Annotated in this window: 18 protein-coding genes; 9 read left to right on the top strand and 9 right to left on the bottom strand. The window is 54.4% G+C overall.

All coding sequences use genetic code 11. The annotated features are described in order from the left end of the window. Positions 1 to 113: 113 nt before the first annotated feature. Positions 114 to 1,334 carry a multidrug effflux MFS transporter gene (locus tag H7846_RS15380; RefSeq protein WP_186693316.1) on the top strand — a complete coding sequence of 407 codons (1,221 nt, stop codon included), beginning with the start codon at positions 114 to 116 and terminating at the stop codon, positions 1,332 to 1,334. Positions 1,335 to 1,521: 187 nt separating this feature from the next. Next, a complete protein-coding gene (locus H7846_RS15375; RefSeq protein WP_222597519.1) occupies positions 1,522 to 3,684 on the top strand; it encodes a putative bifunctional diguanylate cyclase/phosphodiesterase in 2,163 nt (720 codons plus the stop codon). Positions 3,685 to 3,733: 49 nt separating this feature from the next. On the opposite strand, the gene H7846_RS15370 is transcribed toward H7846_RS15375, so the two are convergent. The 9 genes from H7846_RS15370 to H7846_RS15330 form a co-directional block, all read right to left on the bottom strand. Then, positions 3,734 to 4,399, bottom strand: a complete 666-nt coding sequence (locus tag H7846_RS15370; protein WP_186693314.1) for a riboflavin synthase — start codon at positions 4,397 to 4,399, stop codon at positions 3,734 to 3,736. 61 nt (positions 4,400 to 4,460) lie between these two features. Continuing rightward, positions 4,461 to 5,609, bottom strand: a complete 1,149-nt coding sequence (ribD, locus tag H7846_RS15365; protein ID WP_186693312.1) for a bifunctional diaminohydroxyphosphoribosylaminopyrimidine deaminase/5-amino-6-(5-phosphoribosylamino)uracil reductase RibD — start codon at positions 5,607 to 5,609, stop codon at positions 4,461 to 4,463. Positions 5,610 to 5,650: 41 nt separating this feature from the next. Then, entirely contained in the window at positions 5,651 to 6,643 is a 993-nt protein-coding gene (gene ftsY / locus H7846_RS15360; protein WP_186693310.1) for a signal recognition particle-docking protein FtsY, read from the bottom strand. Between the two features lie 64 nt (positions 6,644 to 6,707). Beyond that, complete coding sequence (locus tag H7846_RS15355) at positions 6,708 to 7,706, bottom strand: NAD(P)H-dependent glycerol-3-phosphate dehydrogenase (RefSeq protein WP_186693309.1); 999 nt, start codon at positions 7,704 to 7,706, stop codon at positions 6,708 to 6,710. Then, complete coding sequence (gene plsY, locus H7846_RS15350; RefSeq protein ID WP_186693307.1) at positions 7,703 to 8,332, bottom strand: glycerol-3-phosphate 1-O-acyltransferase PlsY; 630 nt, start codon at positions 8,330 to 8,332, stop codon at positions 7,703 to 7,705. The genes H7846_RS15355 and plsY overlap by 4 nt, the downstream gene beginning before the upstream one ends. A gap of 28 nt (positions 8,333 to 8,360) precedes the next feature. Continuing rightward, on the bottom strand, positions 8,361 to 9,614 hold the full coding sequence (locus H7846_RS15345; protein ID WP_186693305.1) for a competence/damage-inducible protein A: 1,254 nt from the start codon (positions 9,612 to 9,614) through the stop codon (positions 8,361 to 8,363). Positions 9,615 to 9,995: 381 nt separating this feature from the next. Continuing rightward, a complete protein-coding gene (alkB, locus tag H7846_RS15340) occupies positions 9,996 to 10,646 on the bottom strand; it encodes a DNA oxidative demethylase AlkB (RefSeq protein ID WP_186693303.1) in 651 nt (216 codons plus the stop codon). A gap of 141 nt (positions 10,647 to 10,787) precedes the next feature. Next, positions 10,788 to 11,495 (bottom strand): 2OG-Fe(II) oxygenase, encoded by a 708-nt coding sequence (locus H7846_RS15335; protein ID WP_186693301.1) that lies wholly within the window; start codon positions 11,493 to 11,495, stop codon positions 10,788 to 10,790. 173 nt (positions 11,496 to 11,668) lie between these two features. Further along, a complete protein-coding gene (locus tag H7846_RS15330) occupies positions 11,669 to 12,988 on the bottom strand; it encodes a Gfo/Idh/MocA family protein (protein ID WP_186693300.1) in 1,320 nt (439 codons plus the stop codon). Between the two features lie 529 nt (positions 12,989 to 13,517). Here H7846_RS15330 and H7846_RS15325 point away from each other — a divergent pair. From H7846_RS15325 to H7846_RS15295, 7 genes are all read left to right on the top strand, one after another. Continuing rightward, positions 13,518 to 14,060: a PEP-CTERM sorting domain-containing protein gene (locus H7846_RS15325; protein WP_186693298.1), complete on the top strand. Its 543-nt coding sequence runs from the start codon at positions 13,518 to 13,520 to the stop codon at positions 14,058 to 14,060. 177 nt (positions 14,061 to 14,237) lie between these two features. Then, positions 14,238 to 15,830 (top strand): 30S ribosomal protein S12 methylthiotransferase RimO, encoded by a 1,593-nt coding sequence (gene rimO, locus H7846_RS15320; protein ID WP_186693296.1) that lies wholly within the window; start codon positions 14,238 to 14,240, stop codon positions 15,828 to 15,830. Positions 15,831 to 15,947: 117 nt separating this feature from the next. Further along, positions 15,948 to 16,724, top strand: a complete 777-nt coding sequence (locus tag H7846_RS15315; protein ID WP_186693293.1) for an SDR family NAD(P)-dependent oxidoreductase — start codon at positions 15,948 to 15,950, stop codon at positions 16,722 to 16,724. Positions 16,725 to 16,997: 273 nt separating this feature from the next. Further along, a complete protein-coding gene (locus H7846_RS15310; protein WP_186693292.1) occupies positions 16,998 to 17,804 on the top strand; it encodes an NF038132 family protein in 807 nt (268 codons plus the stop codon). Positions 17,805 to 17,841: 37 nt separating this feature from the next. After that, positions 17,842 to 18,129 carry a DNA gyrase inhibitor YacG gene (locus tag H7846_RS15305; protein WP_370561292.1) on the top strand — a complete coding sequence of 96 codons (288 nt, stop codon included), beginning with the start codon at positions 17,842 to 17,844 and terminating at the stop codon, positions 18,127 to 18,129. Then, on the top strand, positions 18,130 to 18,642 hold the full coding sequence (locus tag H7846_RS15300) for a phosphatidylglycerophosphatase A family protein (protein WP_186693291.1): 513 nt from the start codon (positions 18,130 to 18,132) through the stop codon (positions 18,640 to 18,642). Between the two features lie 158 nt (positions 18,643 to 18,800). After that, on the top strand, positions 18,801 to 19,841 hold the full coding sequence (locus tag H7846_RS15295; RefSeq protein WP_186693289.1) for an SMP-30/gluconolactonase/LRE family protein: 1,041 nt from the start codon (positions 18,801 to 18,803) through the stop codon (positions 19,839 to 19,841). Positions 19,842 to 19,846 lie beyond the last annotated feature (5 nt).

Genomic DNA, 19,846 nt, shown 5'->3' with positions numbered 1-19,846 from the left:
AAGCAAGTCATATTGAGAGAAAGTCGAATCCTACGTTGTCGTGGAAGAATCAGATTATCTATAACAAGCGGATGAGTGACCCGATAGTCAGCTCGAATTCAGGAAAATAGAATATGAAGTCTCCCTACCGTGAGCATTCGCGCATCATTTGTTTGCTTGGTTTGCTCAGCGTAATTACTCCATTTGCGATCGATATGTATCTGCCAGCGTTCTCGCAGGTCGCGGCCGATCTGAAGACAACAACCTCGGTCATTGCACTTTCGTTGTCGAGTTATTTCATCGGATTTGCCTTCGGACAGATCTTGTATGGACCGCTGCTCGATCGTTTTGGCAGAAAGCGGCCACTCTATGTCGGATTGATCGTTTACATTGTGGCTTCTTCCGGATGTGCCTTGGCTCAGGACATCCAGGCTCTGATTGTGTTGCGATTTCTGCAGGCGATTGGAGGATGTGCGGCTCAGGTTGCAGCGCTGGCCATGGTGCGTGACTTCTTCCATGCGAAAGAGAGTGCGCGCATATTTTCGCTTCTGTTTCTTATCATCGGCATTTCTCCTCTGCTAGCCTCGAGCATCGGCAGTCTGCTGGCTTCCAGTTTAGGTTGGCGTTGGATATTTGCCATTCTTGGAATTTATGCCTTGGTTACGCTGATTCTCATATTTGCATTGCTGCCGGAGGGGCATGTGCCCGATTCTTCAGTTTCGCTGAAGCCTGGACCTATTCTTGATGTCTTCTGGTCGATCCTGAAGCAGCCGCAGTTCTACACATACGCGATGGCGGGAGCGTTCTCATTCGCCGGCTTGTTCGCCTTCGTCTCCGGATCGCCGATCTTGTTCATGGAAAAGTATCACTTGGGCACAAAGATGTTCGGTCTGGTGTTCGCTGTCCTGGTTATGGGCTTTATTGGCGGAAACCAGGTGAATGTCTTTCTGTTGAACAGATTCAGCAGTCAGCAGATTTTCTTTTACGCTCTGCTGTTTCAGGTCCTGATGGGAGTGGTGTTATTCACCGGTACAAGGGCCCACTTGCTTGGGCTGCCGGGAATGATGGTTCTCTTCTTCTTCTTCCTCTTCTCCATTGGATTGACGTATCCCAACGCGGCTGCTCTTGGAATGGCTCCTTTCTCGCGAGAAGCAGGCAGTGCCTCGGCATTGCTTGGATTTTTACAGGCGGGAGCAGGATCGTTAATCGCAACGGCGATTGGAGTGCTCGGGGCTTCCTCCATTGTGACGTTACTATCTTTGACCCCCATCGTTGCGCTGGTCATTCTTGTGACAAGCAGGACGCGGATCACACAATTAGCTGAAAGTGAACAAAGCGTATCGGTCGTGCATTGAGGGAGGTATCGGTTTGTTCACGGAGGCAATAACCGAGATGAGAAAATTCCCATTTTGGGAAGTGGCGGTAATGAAAAGTTAGGCGAAATGCGATTCTTCCCGTTTTGAGGTATCGACTTATCGGCAAAGATCGATGTAATAACAAGGCGAAAACTTTATTTGTTGTTCTCTCCCTTGGAGGACGGTGTTGATTCACGGAACTTATAACGTCTACCTTGTTTTGCTCTCGTTGCTGGTGGCAATGTTTGCTTCCTATACAGCACTGGATCTTGCCGGCAGGATCCGTTTAATTCATGGTGCATCCGTGAAGCGAACGGCATGGCTGATTGGTGGGGCGATTTCGATGGGACTGGGAATCTGGTCGATGCACTTCATTGGAATGCTTGCATTCCGAATGCCCATCGAACTTGGATACGATCCGAAGATTACGGTGTACTCGCTATTGATTGCGATTTTGATCTCAGGGTTCGCCTTGCTGATTGTGACCGGTAATGCTGTAAATCACGGAAGACTCGCGATCAGCGGCGTCCTGATGGGACTGGGGGTTGCTGCCATGCACTACACGGGCATGGCAGCAATGAAGATGCACCCGGCGATCTCTTACAGGCCAGCTCTGTTCTGGGCCTCGATTGCAATCGCGATTGCAGCTTCGTGGGCTGCGCTATGGATTGCTTTTACGTTACGAGATGGATCGCAACGATTAGTTCTGTTGAAACGATGCGCAGCGGGACTAGTGATGGGACTGGCGATTGCCGGAATGCACTATACGGCGATGAGCGCCGCGATCTTTCGCAGCGGATCCATCTGCATCGCAGCTGGCGGGGTCAACACTACATGGCTTGCCATTACTGTAACGCTGTCTACACTCGGAGTTCTTACCTTGACGTTGGTGTACTCCATGCTGGATGCGCGATATGACCTGCAGGCGTATCGGTTGAGAGCTTCGGAAGAGAAGGCGCGGCTTCAGGCTTCCCTCGTGAGTGCGAATGAACAATTGATGGTGATGGCGACCCGGGATGTATTGACAGGCCTGCCGAACCGAGGATCGCTGACCGATCGAATCGAGGCGACGATTGTGGAGGCGCGAGAACAAAGACACTCCTTCACTGTGATGTTTATGGATCTGGATGGATTCAAGACAGTCAATGATTCTTTGGGCCATACAGCCGGTGACAAGTTGCTGAAAGCGTTCGCGCGACAATTGGCCAAATATGTCCGACGAGAGGATATGGTGGCTCGTCTCAGCGGGGATGAGTTTGTTGTGCTGCTGGACAAAATGGGAGAGCAGCAGGAAGTAATGTCTGTCGCAACCGGCGTCCTGGAGCGGATGCAGCAGGATTTTGTGATCGATGGGACTCCGCTGCGAATGAGTACTTCCATTGGGATTGCGACGTTTCCGCAAGATGGAGAGACAGCAGAGGATCTGTTGAAGAATGCCGATACAGCAATGTACGAAGCGAAACAAAATGGTCGCAATTGCTATCGGTTCTTTCATCCAGAGATGAGTGAAGCTGCGACCAGAACGCTTCAGATTCATCGTGGACTTTCGGAGGCGCTCGAAAAAGGGAATCTCTCCCTGCATTTTCAACCGAAGTTCCACGGCGAGCGAAGCGAAATTGTGGGAGCGGAGGCATTGATTCGCTGGCATCATCCAGAGCTGGGAGAGATTTCGCCGCTCGATTTCATTCCCGTAGCGGAACGGACCGGGCAGATCGTTCCAATCGGCAATTGGGTTATCGCGGAGACATGCCGATATTTGCAGCATTGGAAGGAGCGTCATCTACCTCCTATCAAGATCGCCATCAATCTTTCGCGTGAGCAACTGCGGCAGCCTGAGTATGTCGAGAAGATACTGGCGATGACAGAGCCGGCGGGAATCAGGCCGGATCAGATTATGTTTGAGATTACTGAGACTGTAGCGATGAGGGATGCAGCTCTTACGGCGCAGGTGATCGAGAGATTTCAGAGCGCAGGCTTTGATATTGCAATCGACGACTTTGGGACGGGATACTCCAGTCTGGCTTATCTTCAGCAGTTCCGGGTGAAACAACTCAAGATTGATCGTTTCTTTACCGAGGGGCTCGATCTGCATGGAGAAGAAGGGTACGCCATCGTCTCCGCCATTATTGCTCTCGCGCACGCGCTGGAGATGGTTGTAGTCGCCGAAGGCGTGGAGACCTCGACACAGCTGGAGAGATTGAGACAACTCAGGTGCGACGAAGTACAGGGATTTCTGCTGGGGCGTCCGCTCAACGGAGTCGAGTTTGAAAGTCTTTTGCGGGTGCGGCAGAAAGAAGCAGAAAAGAGCGGCATAAAGCCGCTCTATCTCCGCAGATGGGGTTATCTATAACCTGACTTGAAAGGAAGCGCGGCGTTGGCGATGGATGTTATGGGATTCCTTAATAGCCGTTGGCGATGAGATATTGCTCGGTGACAACAAAGTCAGCAGGCTTTTCGCTCAGTCGTTCGGCATACTTGCCGAGAACATCCACCTCGATATTGAGAGCGTCTCCGGCAGAGAGCGTGCGCAGGTTTGTTGACGCATAGGTATGAGGAATAATCGCAATTTCAACCTGGTTCCCGCGAATGGCAGCCACGGTAAGTGAGATGCCTTCGACTGTGATGGAACCTTTCTCGACGATATATCGAGTGAGTGAATCGGGGATTGTGAACTGCAGGCGGTAATCCGTTGCTTCGGTGTCGACGACAATCGGTTCGAGCGACATAAGGATGCCTGTGGTGTCGACGTGGCCTTGCACGACATGTCCGCCGAGTGGAGAGCCGGCAGGCGTGGGCAGTTCGAGATTGACGACGTTATCAGGTTTGAGGCGGGAGAGCGTGGTACGAGCGATTGTCTCGGCAGCAAGATCAGCGGAGAAACGCGACGGAAAGGCGTTGGGTTCGATGTCAAGCGCGGTGAGACATACGCCGTTTACCGCAATCGAATCTCCAGTAGAGAGACGACGAACGAGCGCGGGGGGAGCCCCAATGGTGATCCGAGTCACTCCAGCATGGGGAGTAACGCAAAGAACAGCGCCGGTGGTTTCAATCAGACCGGTAAACATAGATACAGAGTACTCGTTATGGGGTGCAGAACGCCACGAGAGATATCTGATTGCAGGAGAACTATTTCTCCTGCCAGGGATCGTGAAGATAGCCTGTGACGCAAATATCTTGTCCGAATGTTGTTCGTGTGGCTCGGTGCAGCGACTTCTCAAGTTCGAAGGGAGAGAGCGAGTCGTGCGCGAATGAGATCGCTTGATCGCCTAACTTTTGTGGAGAGTAGAAGAGGATTGTTTTGTTAACCAGATCGTGACTGAGGAAAGCTCCATTGAGACGTGAACCTCCTTCGAGGAGAACACTCAGAAGTTTTCGTTTACCGAGTGAAGATAAGACTGCGGGAAGCAAGAGATTTCCATCATCGTCCCAGTCCACAATCTCGACCTCAACATCGTGATGAATTAACTCCTTGAGCTTTGTGCGGTCTGCTGTCGCGCCGGCGAAGATCAAAAGATCGTTGCTGGACGATTGCACGAGTTGCGACGAGAGCGGGATACGGAGATTCGGATCGAGTACCACGCGTAGGAGAGGACGGCGACGAGGAAGCCCGCTGCGGTCTGTCAGCAGAGGATCGTCGGCAGCTACAGTGCCGATGCCAGTAAGAATTGCGTCGGACGCATGGCGGAGCAGATGAACCTGTTGTCGTGCTTCATATCCGGTGAGCCAGTAGGGTTGAGCTGCGGCGCGCGAATCAGGCGGGGGAGCAAGCTTGCCATCTGCGGAGAGAGCAGCTTTCAGCATGACGAATGGCGTTTGTGTGCGAATAAAGTGAGCGAAGGCATCGTTGATGTCGCGTGCGGATTGTTCAAGCACACCGAGCGTGACTTTGATTCCGGCGGCGCGAAGTTTTTTGATACCACTTCCTGAGACAAGAGGATTCGGATCCGTAGTGGCAATGGTACAGCGCGTGATGCCCGCCGCAATCAGTGCATCGGCGCAGGGACCGGTGCGTCCATGATGACTGCATGGCTCAAGCGTGACGTAGGCGGTCGCGCCTTTGGGGGAGTGGCCGTGCATGGCGACTTGTTTAAGCGCGACAATCTCGGCGTGATCGTAGTTGTCGTAGAGATGTGCACCTTCTCCTAGAATTTCGTTATCTCGAACGATGACGCAGCCGACCTGTGGATTGGGGCTAGCGAGTGCAGCGGTTTCCGCAGCCAGATGCAGAGCGCGTTGCATATAAAGCTCGTCTTGAGGATTGTGAGCTGGAGCCATCGTTTTCAGGATAGCAGTGCGAGAAGAGGCGATGCTGCGCTCTAACTAACGAGTGAGTCGATGAAGGCAGTGCTGTCGAAAGGGATCAGGTCGTCGATCTTTTCGCCGATGCCTGCGTAAAGGACAGGCAACTTGAGTTCGGTAGCGATGGCGAGAACGATGCCGCCCTTCGCCGTGCCATCGAGTTTTGTGAGAACGATGCCGGTAACGCGAGCTGCTTCGGTGAAAAGACGTGCCTGTTGCAGGCCATTCTGTCCCGTAGTGGCGTCCATAACAAGAAAGGTCTGATGCGGTGCTCCCGGAACGAGTTTTTCCGCTGTACGCCGCATTTTGTCGAGCTCCTTCATCAGATCGGACTTGGTATGAAGGCGGCCTGCGGTATCGGCGATCAGAACGTCAGTCTGGCGTGACTTTGCTGCGGCCAGAGCATCATAGAGCGCGGCCGAAGGATCGCCACCCTGCTTCGTCTTGACAACTGGAACATCGGAGCGCTGCGCCCAGACTTCGAGCTGCTCGATGGCTGCAGCGCGAAAGGTATCCGCGGCGCACAACAGAACGCTGCGTCCTTGTGAACGATAGAGATTGGCAAGTTTTCCGGTCGTGGTTGTTTTGCCGGTGCCATTAACTCCAACCATCATGATGACCTCAGGTGGAGCCGAAGGATGCTGGATAGGATGCGCTACACCGTCAAGAATCTGCTTGAGTTCGCCTTTCAGAAGCTCCTTGAGCTGAGCTCCGCTCTCGATGCCAGTGCGAAGGGCATGCTGACGGAGATTCTCCATGATGATGGCGGTCGTTGCGCTGCCGATATCAGCAGCGAGCAGACGAGGCTCCAACTCATCAAGCGAGGCTTGATCAACTTCGCGTGTAAGAGCAACGACAGAACTGATGGAGTCCGACAGGGACTCGCGAGTGCGCGTGACCGCCTGCTTCATGCGGTCGAAGAGACTTAGCTTCGGCTGCTGTTCTTGAGCCGGGGATTCCGGCTGTTCGGGTTCAGACGGACGTTTACCGAAGAGAGAGGAAAAGACCATACTATGTCCAGTTTATCGGATGAGCAGGAATGTTCGAGAACCGAGGTTCTCGAACATTCCTGCTCTATGACTGCTCGTCGCGGCTGGGGCGAGACATCAAATCTCGTATGGCGTCACTGGGCTGCCTTCCCCGGTGCAGAATGGCATCCACCTGTTCTGTGATCGGCATTTCAATACCATAGCGAGCTGCCAAGCCTAAAGCGGCAGTTGTGGAACGGACTCCTTCAGCGACCTTTCCCCCCATACTGGAAAGAATTTGATCAAGTTGTCGTCCTCGGCCCAGTTCGATTCCCACCGTCCGGTTTCGGGAAAGTTCTCCAGTGCAGGTGAGAACCAGGTCGCCGATTCCGGAAAGTCCTGCCAATGTTTGCCGGCGACCACCACAGGCAACAGAGAGTCGCGTGATCTCAGCGATGCCGCGTGTAATCAGAGCGGCAGACGAGTTGTGTCCCAGGTTCAAGCCTTTCACCACACCTGATGCCAGGGCGATGACGTTTTTGAGTGCGCCGCCCAGCTCGACTCCCACAACATCGTCGTTGGTGTAGATGCGCAAGGCGGACGAAGAAAACTCATGTTGAATGGTTTGTGCCAGATGAATGTCATTTGAGGCGGCGACGATGGCGGTCGGACTGCCTGTGGCGACCTCCTGAGCGAAGGAAGGCCCAGAGAGCACCGCACAGGGATTCTCTGTGATGGCGGCGATCACTTGGGACATGCGAAGGAATGTCGTCTCTTCGATCCCCTTCGAGGCCGAGACAATGGCCTGATTCTTTGTAAGGAGAGGAGCAATTTGAGAGAGAATACCGCGCAAATGTTGAGAAGGCATCACGCAGAGGATCACGTCAGCTTCAAAGATGGCGCCGAGTAGATCGTTGGTTACGCGAACATCCATCGGCAGAATGAAACCGGGAAGATATACGAGGTTTTCTCCTGTTTCGCCCAGTTGCTCTGCCACTGAAGGAGAGTGCGACCAGAGGCACACCTGGTGTCCGCCACGTCGGGCGAGAGAGATTGCTAATGCTGTGCCCCAGGCACCTGCTCCAAGAATTGCTATACGGCTCAAGCTGCCACCTTTCGCGATCCGAAGCGATGTTCCGTGCCAGACAGAAGGCGGCGGATATTTTGAGAATGCTTCAGAATGACGAGAAGCGGAATAAAGATATAGCCAGCGATGATCACCGGTGTGCGTGCTGGAGCGTGAGGAAGAGCAAAGACGGGGAAGAGTGCAGCCGCGACGATGGATGCCAGGGAGACGTAACGCGTAAGAAGCACGATGATGAGGAAGACTCCTAACAGATACAGTACGGTTATCAACGGAACCAGCGCGAAGAAGACTCCGAGAGCTGTGGCAACGCCTTTTCCTCCGCGGAAGCCTAGCCAGACGGGGAAGCAGTGTCCGAGAACTACGGCGACGGCAGCGGCGACGGCGATGTCATAGGCTCGCGGAGAGCCATAGCGTGCGGCGAGATGTTGCGCCAGCACTACGGCGAAATATCCTTTCAACGCGTCGAGAATGAGCGTTAGGATTCCCAGCCCTTTGGCTCCTGAGCGAGCGACGTTCGTGGCTCCGATATTGCCGCTGCCGGTGGTGCGGATGTCTTCGTGGCGGAAGAACCGCACGAGAAGATAGCCGAAGGGAATCGATCCAAGCAGATAAGCGAGCGGAATGGAGATCAGCCAGGGAGTCATGGGTATCCGGTTGTGAGTCTATCAAGTTTCAGAGCAGCGATTGCCGAACCATCTCTAACGCATGTTGGGACGCCCACCAGCGGATCATGTCACGATCGCCCATGAGGTTGAGCTCGTTGACCTTTGTCTCGCGGTCATCTGCAAGACCGATGTAGATGCGGCCGATGGGTTTTTCCGCATCGGGACCTGTACCGGGCGTGGGACCAGCGATGCCGGTAATCGAGATGCCGAGTGCGGCTCCAGTGCGATTGCGTATTCCTTCCGCGAGAGCCCGGGCCACTTCCGGGCTGACGGTTCCATGCGCTTCGATCATCTCGGAGGGAACGTCGGCGAAGCGAGTCTTCATTTCTGGAGTGTAGACAACGGCTCCTCCTACGAAGGAGCGAGAGCTGTTTGGAATCGCTGTCAGGCGCTGTGCGAGCAGGCCGCCGGTACAGCTTTCGGCAGCGGCCAGCGTGAGGTGGCGCATCTCGAGCATGAGCAGGACAACTTCTTCCAGGCTTTCACCCTGGGAGGAGAAGATGGCGTCCTGCATCTCGGTTTCGATTCGGCTGGTGAGCTCGTCTACACGGGCCTGGGCTTCGATCAGGGTTGTTTTGCTTGAGGTGAAGTGCAACTGAATCTCGCCGTGGCCCGCGAGGATCGTGGTCTGGATGTCGGTGTACTCGCGATAGATGGGCGAGGTTCGGGCGTCGACCTGCGACTCCGGGATGAGCGGCATTCGCAGGATGCGGTGGGCGATATGACGAGTCGGAAGAGTGGTCGTGAGGATTGGTTTTACGACCTCTTCGAAGAGGGCCTTCAGCTCTCGCGGAGGCCCGGGCAGAAGGATGATGATCTTGCGGTAACCGTCGACGACGGTATCCAGAAGCTGTCCCGGGGCACTGCCGACGGGATTGGCGAGGATGGTTGCGCCTTCAATTACGTCGGCCTGCTTGGCGTTGTTGGGAGGCATGACCATCTGTCGCGCGGCGAAGCGTTTATAGAGGGCGGTGAGAATTATGGGGTCGCGTTGAATTGGAAGATTGAGAGTCGCAGCGACGGCTTCGCGAGTCAGATCGTCTTCGGTAGGGCCGAGGCCGCCGGAGAAAATGATGATATCGGCTCGCGAGAATGCAGTTCGGGCAGCTCCGATGAGATGGTCGAGATTGTCGCCGACGATGGTTTTGAAGGCGACCTCGACGCCAAGATCATTGAGCTGAGCGGTGAGGTAGAGGGAGTTGGTGTCTTGGCGGTGCGGCGTCAACATCTCGGAGCCGGCTGCGATGATCTCTGCTTGCATCGTGCGATCTTCTTCTCTGGATTGACCTACTGGCAGCATTGCCGGTTGGCTTTCACCGGGTCGGTCTCCAGATACCCCTCCCCCCGTCAAAAGTATGCAAAGTATTCTAAAAATTTGACTTAGGTTCGGATCTTAATCCGGCTTCCGTCGGTCTTAAAAGTATAAGGCCCGGCGGGTAGCCGGGCTTCTTCCTTAATTTAAGGATAACAAGAGGTGTCAAGAAGAGAGGTGTGGAAATCTGATGGACGCGAGGAAGAGACTGCGGGGGTGGGGGGGTGTGGAAGGGAGTCATGTCTGTTTGGAACCGCAGATCCTTCGACCTGCCTGCGGCCCGCTCAGGATGACACTTTTATGGGTGAAGTGTGCTGCGAGAGGTGATATTCAGATTGCGACGCGGCGGAAGGTGAGATTAATGCGGAAGGGGCCGGTAAGAGGGTGTTCGCCAGCAGTGATGGGAGCGACTCCGTGGTAGATAAGGCGGGCTGGGCCTCCCCAGACGAGGACATCGCCATGTTCAATGCGGATTCTGCGGGGAGTGTCGGAACGGTGAAGGGTGCCTAGGAGAAAGGTCGCGGGTAGACCGAGCGAAACCGAGACGATGGGGTGGGTGTAGTCCTGTTCGTTCTTGTCCTGATGGAGAGAGAGCCGGGCGCCGATGGCGTACTGGTTGATGAGACAGGCATTTGACGTGAAAGTGGGGAAGCCCGCTGCATTAGCAGCGCGTTGGGCGAGATCGAGAAGTGCAGAAGGCATAGGTGGCCACGGTTTTCCCGTCACAGGATCGTGCGCTGTGTAGCGGTAGCCAGTACGATCTGTGGTCCACCCCAGGTCGCCACAGTTGGTCATGCCGACGGACATGGTGTGGCCGCTGGGAACGACCATCTGGCGGAAGGGTGAGGCGCTGGCGACGTTGGTGATGGAATCAAGGAGTATAGGGGCATCGTCGCGACAGAAGGCACGGAGGAGGGCAACTCCGTCGACGAGTGGTTCGATGGAGGGTTCAGGCGGTTCGTGGAAGAGGTTTAGCGGCATAGGGAAATTTGACTTTGGTGAAATAGTTGTGAGAGATAAACCGCAGATCCTTCGACTGTGCTCCCTTCGTTCGCTTCGCTCAGGATGACACTTTTTATTAATCTTAGTGACAGTTTGAGTGAGGCGACGCTGTCCTGCGATTCATTGTGCGTCGTGGAAGATGACTCCGAGGGTGAAGCGATGTCCTGAGCGGATGGTACTGACGCCGTGGCGCAGGGTAACGCGATATGTGCCGCGGGCGCCGCGTTGGGGCCGGTGATTGACGGCGAATATCACGGCCTCGCCCTGACGGAGAGGAACGACCGAGGCCCGGGATTGCATGCGCGGGCGTTGTTCTGTCAGGACAAACTCTCCTCCCGTGAAGTTGCGTCCAGGCTCGCTGAGGAGAAAGGCGACCTGGAGAGGGAAGACGAGTTCACCATAGAGATCCTGATGGAGACAGTTGTAATCGTCTTGTTGATATTTGAGCAGCAGCGGAGTTGGACGATTCTGGCCCGCCTGATGGCAGAGTTTGAGAAATTCACTGTGTTGCGAGGGGAAGTGCGCGGGTTGATTGAGCGAGAGATTCCACTGATTCGCGATCTGGGCCAGAGACGGGTAGAGGTTTGTGCGAAGTGTTTGGATGAGCTCAGGGAGAGGATAGGCGTAGTACTGATACTCTCCGCGGCCGAAGCCGTGTTTCGCCATCACCACGCGGCTACGAAACTGGCTAGCGTGATCATAACCTGTGGTGAGCTCTGTGCACTGCGATGGTGAAAGAAGAGGCCCGATGGTGGCGAAGCCATGTTCGTTGAGGTGAGCGGTGATCGCTGGCCAATCGAGAGAGGCGAGCTTTTCTGTGAGGTCCATATGATTACTCTCTTTGAACGAAGATGCCAGGACACTCCGATTTGTGCACTCGAAGTTTTAAAAAGAAAAAGCTGCTCGTAGAGAGCAGCTTTATTGGAATTGAACCACAGATCCTTCGATTGCGCCCCTATGGGAGCTTCGCTCAGGATGACACTTCTCGAGGGAGCATGAAACTAAACTTTCGGCGCCCATCCCTTCTCATATTCACGGTCCCAGTACTTCATGGCTTCGGGGTCGTTGAGGACTTTTCCGTTGGTTTGATCTGTGTGGAGGCCGCGACCGAGCTTCCAGGCGACGTTGGAGAGCTGCAGCATTGTGACAGCAACGTTCCCAACCTCAATGGGAGCATTGAGCTTTTCGCCCGTCCGGATTCCAGCGATGAAGTTAGCGAAGTGCAGGTCCGTCATGGAATCTGCACCGACGAGATCGGCTGAGGCAGAGGATTTTTCGGCTTTGAATTCGCTTGTCCTGGTGCCCTTGAGATCGTAGATTTCGTATCCACCACGATCGACGACGACAGTCCCGGTGGTTCCCATGATGGCAGAACCGCGGTCGCGGTTGTAGAACTTCATTCCCTGGCAGCATTTGCCTTCCCAGGAGATCATCTTGTCTTCGTAGTTGAATTCGGTGATGAGGGTGTCATAGAACTGCCAGTCATCTTTGAAGTGATAGCGACCGCCACTGGCAGCGATGTGTTTGGGATAGCCAGCATCAAGGATCCAGCGGCAGACATCGATCTCGTGTGTCCCGTTGTTGAGCGTTTCACCGGTGCCCCAGTGCCAGAACCAGTGCCAATTGTAAGGATGGTAGTTATCTTTATAGGGCTTGCGCGGCGCGGGTCCTTGCCAGAGGTCCCAATCGAGCGTGGCGGGGACGGGAATTACCTTACCTTCTCCGATCGATTTGCGGGTGTTGCTGTACCAAGCCTTGGCGTAGTAGGGACGGCCGATGAGGCCCTCCTTCACCTTTTGCGCAACTTCGATGGTGTGGGGTGAGGAGCGCTGCTGGCTTCCCATCTGGACCAGCTTCTTATATTTGTCGCGAGCGGCAACGAGCATGGCGCCTTCAGCGGGATTGTGGCTGCAGGGCTTTTCCACGTAGACGTGCTTGCCCGCTTCGAGTCCGGCGATGGCCATTGGAGCATGCCAATGGTCAGGCGTAGCGATGGTGATCGCATCGACGTCATTGGAGGCGAGCACCTTGCGAAAGTCTTTTTCGGCAACGGGCTTGGATCCCATGGTGGTTTCCGTTTTGGCCGCAAATTTCTCGAGAATGGGCGTATCGACGTCACAGACGTGGGTGACCTGCGCATCCTTCTGATTTGCCTTCAAAGAGGAGAGATGCGCGTAAGCGCGGCTGTTGAGGCCGATGATGGCGAAGTTGACGCGATCATTCGCGCCAATGATTCGTGCATAGCTCTTTGCGCTTGAAGTTACAACTACGCCTGCTGCAGCGACGGCGGCAGTATCAAGAAATTCGCGTCGGGTAATCACGGATCTCCTCCTGGAGAGTTAGTTCGATCTTTGAAGCAATCAGGCAGACAAAACGCTTCCTGTCTACGCGGAGATAAATGTACACGAGTGTGGCAGAGGTGAGCCAGCGATAGAAAAGAGGAGAGAAGCAGATCAGAGAGGGAGAGATCTCTTGATTACATTGAAGTGTATTGTCATCAATAAAAACAAAACCGAGCCTCTTTTCGGAACTGCATGATTTTCGAGGAGAGTCATCTCTTCTTTAGAGCGTTGATTTGGAGCGATAATCGCCCGTATTTGATTGTTTAAGATGCAAATATTTGCATAGTTCAATTTTTTTTCCTGATGAATTCTGGGAGTGCGCTGCGGCGTATCTTTGTGCGACGACTGGATAAATTCACATATGCAAATTTATGCACATCATCCAGAAAAATCTTTCTGACTAGGCAATACAACTTTAGTGTCATCTACTACTTACCAGCGACTGAAAGGTTGCTGCGCGAACTAATTTCTCGTTTTTTTATAAGGAGTTTCTTCAGTGAAGAAGCTAATGTCTTCCCTGGTTGTACTTTCGGCCCTCGCGATTGCGCCGGCCCTGCATGCTACCCCGATCAGCGGTCAGTTTTCGGTAACTGGACAGTCCGTTCAGGATACGGGATCTGAGTTGATCTTCAACCCCAACACGATCAATGTTGGCGCTGCAAACACGCTTCAGGGTGACTTTTCGACCCTTCTTACGCCGGGTGAGGCAGGTACGATTACTTCGCCGATCAACTATGCAAGCTACGTTTCCGGATCGTCCGAGATGATCTTCGGCAGCGGCAGCTCGCTTCTGACGCTCACTCTCAACAGCATCTCCTGCCAGTTGGCTGGCTCATTCAACAACTGCACGGGAACGGGAACGGTTGTTTCGGCTGATTCGAACTATGATCCTACCGACTTTACCCTGCTGTTTACGACCAACACTGCTGGCGTTGTGACCTTCCAGGCCACTGCTCTGACACCTGCGGTTCCTGAGCCCTCGACCCTACTGCTTCTTGGCACTGGGCTGGTGGGTGCTGCTGGAGCGCTCAAGCGCCGCCTCACAGCCTAACTAACGGTACGCTTGTACAGAATGACCGGTTTTCCGGTCGTGATTTGCCCATCGATGTCGCACCTCCGCGCGAGATCGATGGGCAAATTTGTTTGTTCTTTCTCTTCGCGCCGGAGGATGGGCTGAATAGGCCAGGAGAGGCGATTTCTCAGTATTTCTCTGGTAAACTAGAAGGCTGTGGCATCCCCTGAAATCATCGAACCCTTGCCTGCGGCGGAACCTGAAAGTAGGCGGCCGAAGATCGGTTTTGTCTCCCTCGGCTGTCCCAAAAACCTCGTGGATTCCGAAGTAATGATGGGCATGCTCCACTCGGCTGGAGGGGAACTGACCGCAGAGGCTGAGGATGCCGAGATTCTAGTCGTCAATACGTGCAGCTTCATCGATTCGGCCAAGCAGGAGTCGGTCAATACGATCCTGGAGATGGTGCAGCACAAGCAGGCGAGTGGGGGCAAGGCGAAGCGCCTGATTGTTGCCGGATGTCTGGTGGAGCGCTACCGCGACGAGATCCAGAAGAACATTCCCGAGGTGGATGCGGTTGTCGGGACGGGGGAGCTGGATGCGATTCTGATGGCTGCAGGATTGGCTCCGAAGGCTGCGCCGCAGCAGGATTCTCCCTTCAATATTTTGCCCCAGTCGCTCGTTAGCCGGGCGCATAGCGCGGTGCATCAGCACTCGCGTCCTGAGGATTCGGGAGTGCAGGTCCAGATGGAGCAGCAGACCGCCGCCAGTCGGGCGGAAGGCGACCTGCGTCAGCAACAGGGTCGTTTCTCGCGCGAGGCATGGGATGGAGCGAGTGCAGCGTTGCCGGAGTATCTCTACTCAGACGAGACGCCGCGAATTCTTTCGACACCGCGGGCGAGTGCTTACATCAAGATTGCCGAAGGATGCGACCATCCGTGCAGCTTCTGCATCATTCCGCAGCTTCGCGGGAAGTTCCGCTCGCGAAGAATGTCGTCGATTGTTGCTGAGGCTGAGAAGCTGGTTGCACAAGGCGTTCGCGAGATTACTCTGATTGGACAGGACACGACCTGTTATGGCGAAGATCTTGGGCTGAAGGACGGTCTTGCTCAACTGCTGGAGGCACTGGCAGCGATCCCTGGTCTCAAGTGGCTGCGCTTCCTCTACACCTATCCAAACAAGGTGACGACGAAGCTGCTGGAGACGATAGCGAAGCACGACAACATTGCGAAGTACCTGGATGTTCCGCTACAGCACGCCAGCGCCAGCGTTCTGAAGCGCATGAAACGCGGAGGTAATTCGAAGATCTTCCTCGACCTGATCGAGAAGGCCCGACGCGTAGTTCCGGGAATTGTGATCAGAACCAGCTTCATCGTGGGTTTTCCGGGGGAGACTGAGGAAGATTTCAACGAGTTGTGCGAATTCGTAAAAGCGGCACGCATCGATTGGCTCGGCGTCTTCACTTATTCAGACGAAGAGGGTGCGAAGGCCTTTGAGCTGGAAGATGAACTGAAGGTTCCGCAGCGTACGATCCAGGCTCGTCGGCGCAAGCTGATGAAGTTGCAGCAGAAGATCAGTGCGAAGGTGAAGGCCGAGTGGGTGGGCCGTGAGGTGGATCTTCTGGTCGAAGGTCCATCGGAGGAGACGGAGCTTCTGTGGGAAGGTCGTACGATTCAGCATGCTCCTGAGATCGATGGCAAAGTTTTCATCAATGACTTTGGCTCGCATGAAGAGCTGGTTCCGGGGACGTTTTACCGCGCAGAGATTACGGAATCACACGACTACGATGTGGTTGCACGAATCATCGAGTAGCTACACTCTTCAGGTTTGAAACACCGTACTCCTGGAATTAGGAATGTTCCATCTGCATCCCGATTAATTGCTTTGACATCTATCTAAATGAATCTTTGTTAGAGGAAGAGGTGGATTATGGATCTGCAGCTCAAAGGTAAAACTGCAATTGTTACGGGAGGGAGTGCGGGTATCGGCCTCGCGATTGCGAAGGGGCTTGCCGCAGAGGGCGTCAGCGTTACTGTTCCAGGGCGCACGAAAGAGAAGCTCGACAAAGCTCTTGCAGGCCTGAGCAATATACGAGGTGTCGTTGCGGATGTTGCTTCTGCGGAAGGAGCGGAGTCCCTGATTCAACAGGTTCCAGAGGCCGACATCCTCATCAACAATCTTGGCATTTACGAACCGAAGCCTTTTGCCGAGATCCGCGACGCTGATTGGTTGCGCTTGTTTGAGACGAATGTTCTGAGTGGAGTGCGTCTATCACGGCACTACTTTCCTCGCATGCTTGAGCGCAATAGCGGGCGTTTGATCTTTATTTCCAGCGAATCTGCAATTATGACTCCGCCAGAGATGATTCATTACGGGGTGACGAAGTCTTCTCAGCTTGCGATTTCACGCGGATTGGCTGAGCTGACCAAAGGAACTGCGGTCACGGTCAACACGGTGATGCCTGGGCCGACGCGTTCAGAGGGTATCGTCGAATTTCTTGAGCGAATGTCTACGGCGAAGAATCCAACCGCAGAGCAGGCCGAGAAGGAGTTCTTCGAGAAGCATCGTCAGAGCTCGTTACTGCAGAGGTTGATCGATGATTCGGAGATTGCGAATCTGGTGGTCTTTCTTGCCAGTCCTCTCTCTGCAGCGACAAATGGAGCTGCTCTGCGCGCTGAAGGTGGACTACTCCGTTCGATCGTGTGAGACACAAAGTTAAAGTAAAAAAAATGTAACCGAACCAGGTCAGGAGTATGCAAAGCATGCTCCTGATTTTTCCTTGTGACGAATGCCGGGTAATTTTTTGCCATAACTTTGCAATGGGTTGCGCAAAGCAATCGTCGAATTTCGAATCAACCTTTTACAAAATTGGGATTCTGCTCCTCTTGATTTGGTGGCACACGTGCAATGCAGTGAGGCAATAGCTGAACCAAAGCTATGGGTCCCCACATTCTTTTATTTATTTCGAGAGGAAATTACATGAAGAAATTGAATCCATTGGGATATCTGGGATATCTCTGTCTCGCTTCCTTCCTGAGCATCGGCGCAAGCCAGCTTCGGGCTGATGCCATTCCTACAGGCTGGACTTGCTCCGGTAGCTGCGGCTCTCTTGGAGCGAATGGTGTTGTTTCACTATCGCCGACTGGAAGCTCGTCTTACCAATACGTCAGCACGAACAATGGGTTGAATGGCATCGGAGCACTTCCAACCGGAAGTCTTGATTCTGAGACAAACGGATCTACGCTTTCAACGACAATCTTCTCTGCAACGGCAGGGACGGCGCTCAACTTTTATTTCAACTACGTAACGTCGGATGGCGCAGGTTACGCCGATTACGCCTGGGCGGAGCTTTTCGACTCTTCGAACAATCTGGTTTCGCTGTTATTTACGGCACGCACCCGTCCGGATGGAAGCATCACTCCTGGTTTCGGTATGCCTGATCCGAATGCGACCCTAACCCCAGGATCGGTTTCGATCATTCCGGGGGCGCCGGAGTGGTCTCCGCTGGGAAGCTCTTCAGGCACGTGCTACAACACCGGCTGTGGTTACACCGGGTGGGTGAACTCCAACTACGTGATTCAGAACGCAGGGGACTACTACCTGAAGGTTGGCGTGACCAACTGGTCGGATACGCAATATGATTCCGGTCTTGCATTGGATGGAGTCACGATTGGTGGAAAGCCAATCGATCCGGCTCCTGTACCAGAGCCTTCGACGTTTCTGTTGCTCGGCTCGGGCATGGCAGGAGCGCTCAGCATGGCGCGTCGTCGTCTTTTCGGTCGCTAACCACAATGCCACAGGGATGGATAACAGAGTCATCCCTGTGGCATTGTTTTGGCCCTCGGACAGTACGCTGCAAGGCTTTGCCGAGCGCGTTATCATCGTGTTAATGGCACGCGCGAAGAAGACATTACGTTGTCCTACCTGCCGCACTCTCGTGCTGGAGAGGAATGAGGATTTTCCTTTTTGCTCGGACCGATGCCGACGCATTGATCTGGGGAAATGGGCCTCAGGGGATTACAAGGTCTCGGCACCCATTCAAGATCCCGATCTGCTAGAGGAGCTTGCGCGCTCCGGGCGCGATAAACCCAGCGATGATGAAGTGAACTAAGTGCCGAACTCGACTGAACAGATCTCTCCACCAGCGAAGAAAAAGACCCCCTGGGCCTGGACCATCGGCACGTTTTTTGGTGCGGGACTGCTGAAACCTGGGCCAGGAACCTATGGCGCGGTTGCCGCTCTGCTGCTGTGGTACGGCACGGCGCACCTCTTCCCATGTTCACCGGTGACACTGGCGATCGGAACGACCATTGCTGCGGTTCTGGTGACGGTGATCGGGATTCCAGCTTCCACCATCGTGGCGCGAGAGTCTGGCCGTAAGGACCCTGGCTTTGTTGTGGTCGATGAGGCAGCGGGGCAGTTGATTGCGTTGATCGGCATCTCCGCGGACTGGCGCCATGCGGCGGTCTCGCTACTGTTCTTTCGCATCTTTGACATTCTGAAGCCTCCGCCAGTACGTCAGCTTGAAAAGCTTCCTGAAGGGACCGGCATCATGATGGACGATGTTGCTGCAGGCATACTGGCGCTTCTGTGCGCTCATCTCGTCCGGTTCTTCCTAGGATAGTGGTAGTTGATACCTCATACCTCAGGGGCTGAAGCCCCTCCCCTTTGCAGAGGCTTACGGCATGGCTGAAGCCGTGCCCTTAACAAACGAAGACGAATCTCTAGTCAGATAGCTCGTGTTCTTGTTTTGCTACACACATCGGTCTACCTTGAATAAGAATGAGTCTCTTTCACTCGAATTCGGCCAATGCCCCGCATCTTGATCAAACCTCTCCTCTCGCCGCTATGCCTGGAGGAGAGTTGGAGGTGCGAGGCGCGCATCTTGACCCTCAGGAGAACCGGCTTCCTCACGCGAGCATCGGTGATATTTCTGCTCAGGTTTTGTTGAGCCGCGCGGATCGAGCAATTGTTTCGGTACCGGAGGGAAGTATCTCGGGCAATCTCGTGTTGCGCCGGAATGATGAGATCTCAAACGCACTGGCAGTCCGGATTGCTGTGCCGATGGCAGAAAACATACACCCAGTCGCGAATCCGGTGGTCGATGCGAATGGCCAGGTGTTTACGACGCTCTCCGGTTCGCGCGGCCAGTCGACGCCGGTTTCCATCTTTCGCATTCATCGTGATTTTCAGATGGTGCCGTTCGTGCGAGATCTGATGAACCCTACGGGGTTGGCGTTCGATCGCGAAGGCTATCTTTACGCAAGCTCACGCGCCGAAGGAACGGTCTATCGTATTTCCACCGAGGGCGAGATCTCTCCGTATGCCGAGGGGATGGGTGTCGCAACTGGAATCGCTTTTGATGAAGGTGGAAACCTTTATGTAGGAGATCGCTCGGGTACGATCTTCAAGATCAACCCTGATCGCGAGATCTTTGTCTTCGCCACGCTGGAGCCTTCGATTGCCGCCTATCATCTTGCCTTCAACGCAGTGGGGACGCTCTTTGTGACGGGGCCGACAACTTCGTCGAATCAAGCAGTGTATGCCATCGATCGCGATGGCAATCTCAGCACCTTCTTTCAAGGACTAGGACGCGCCCAGGGATTGGCATTCGATGTAGACGACAATCTGTATGTCGCAGCTAGTTTGCGCGGTCAGCGGGGAATCGTGCGAATTACTCCTGACCGCGAGGCCTCACTTGTGGTGTCGGGTAACAATCTTGTGGGCCTGGCCTTTGTCGAGGATGGCTGCGCGGTTCTAGCGACGCGTGATGCGCTATATCATGTGGCACTCGATATCGAGGGCCGTTCGCTGATTGGGTAAGGCTC

Origin of the sequence: Edaphobacter sp. 4G125 (assembly GCF_014274685.1) — a bacterium.
Taxonomy (GTDB): Bacteria; Acidobacteriota; Terriglobia; order Terriglobales; family Acidobacteriaceae; genus Edaphobacter.
This window is presented reverse-complemented; position numbering and strand designations above follow the sequence as displayed.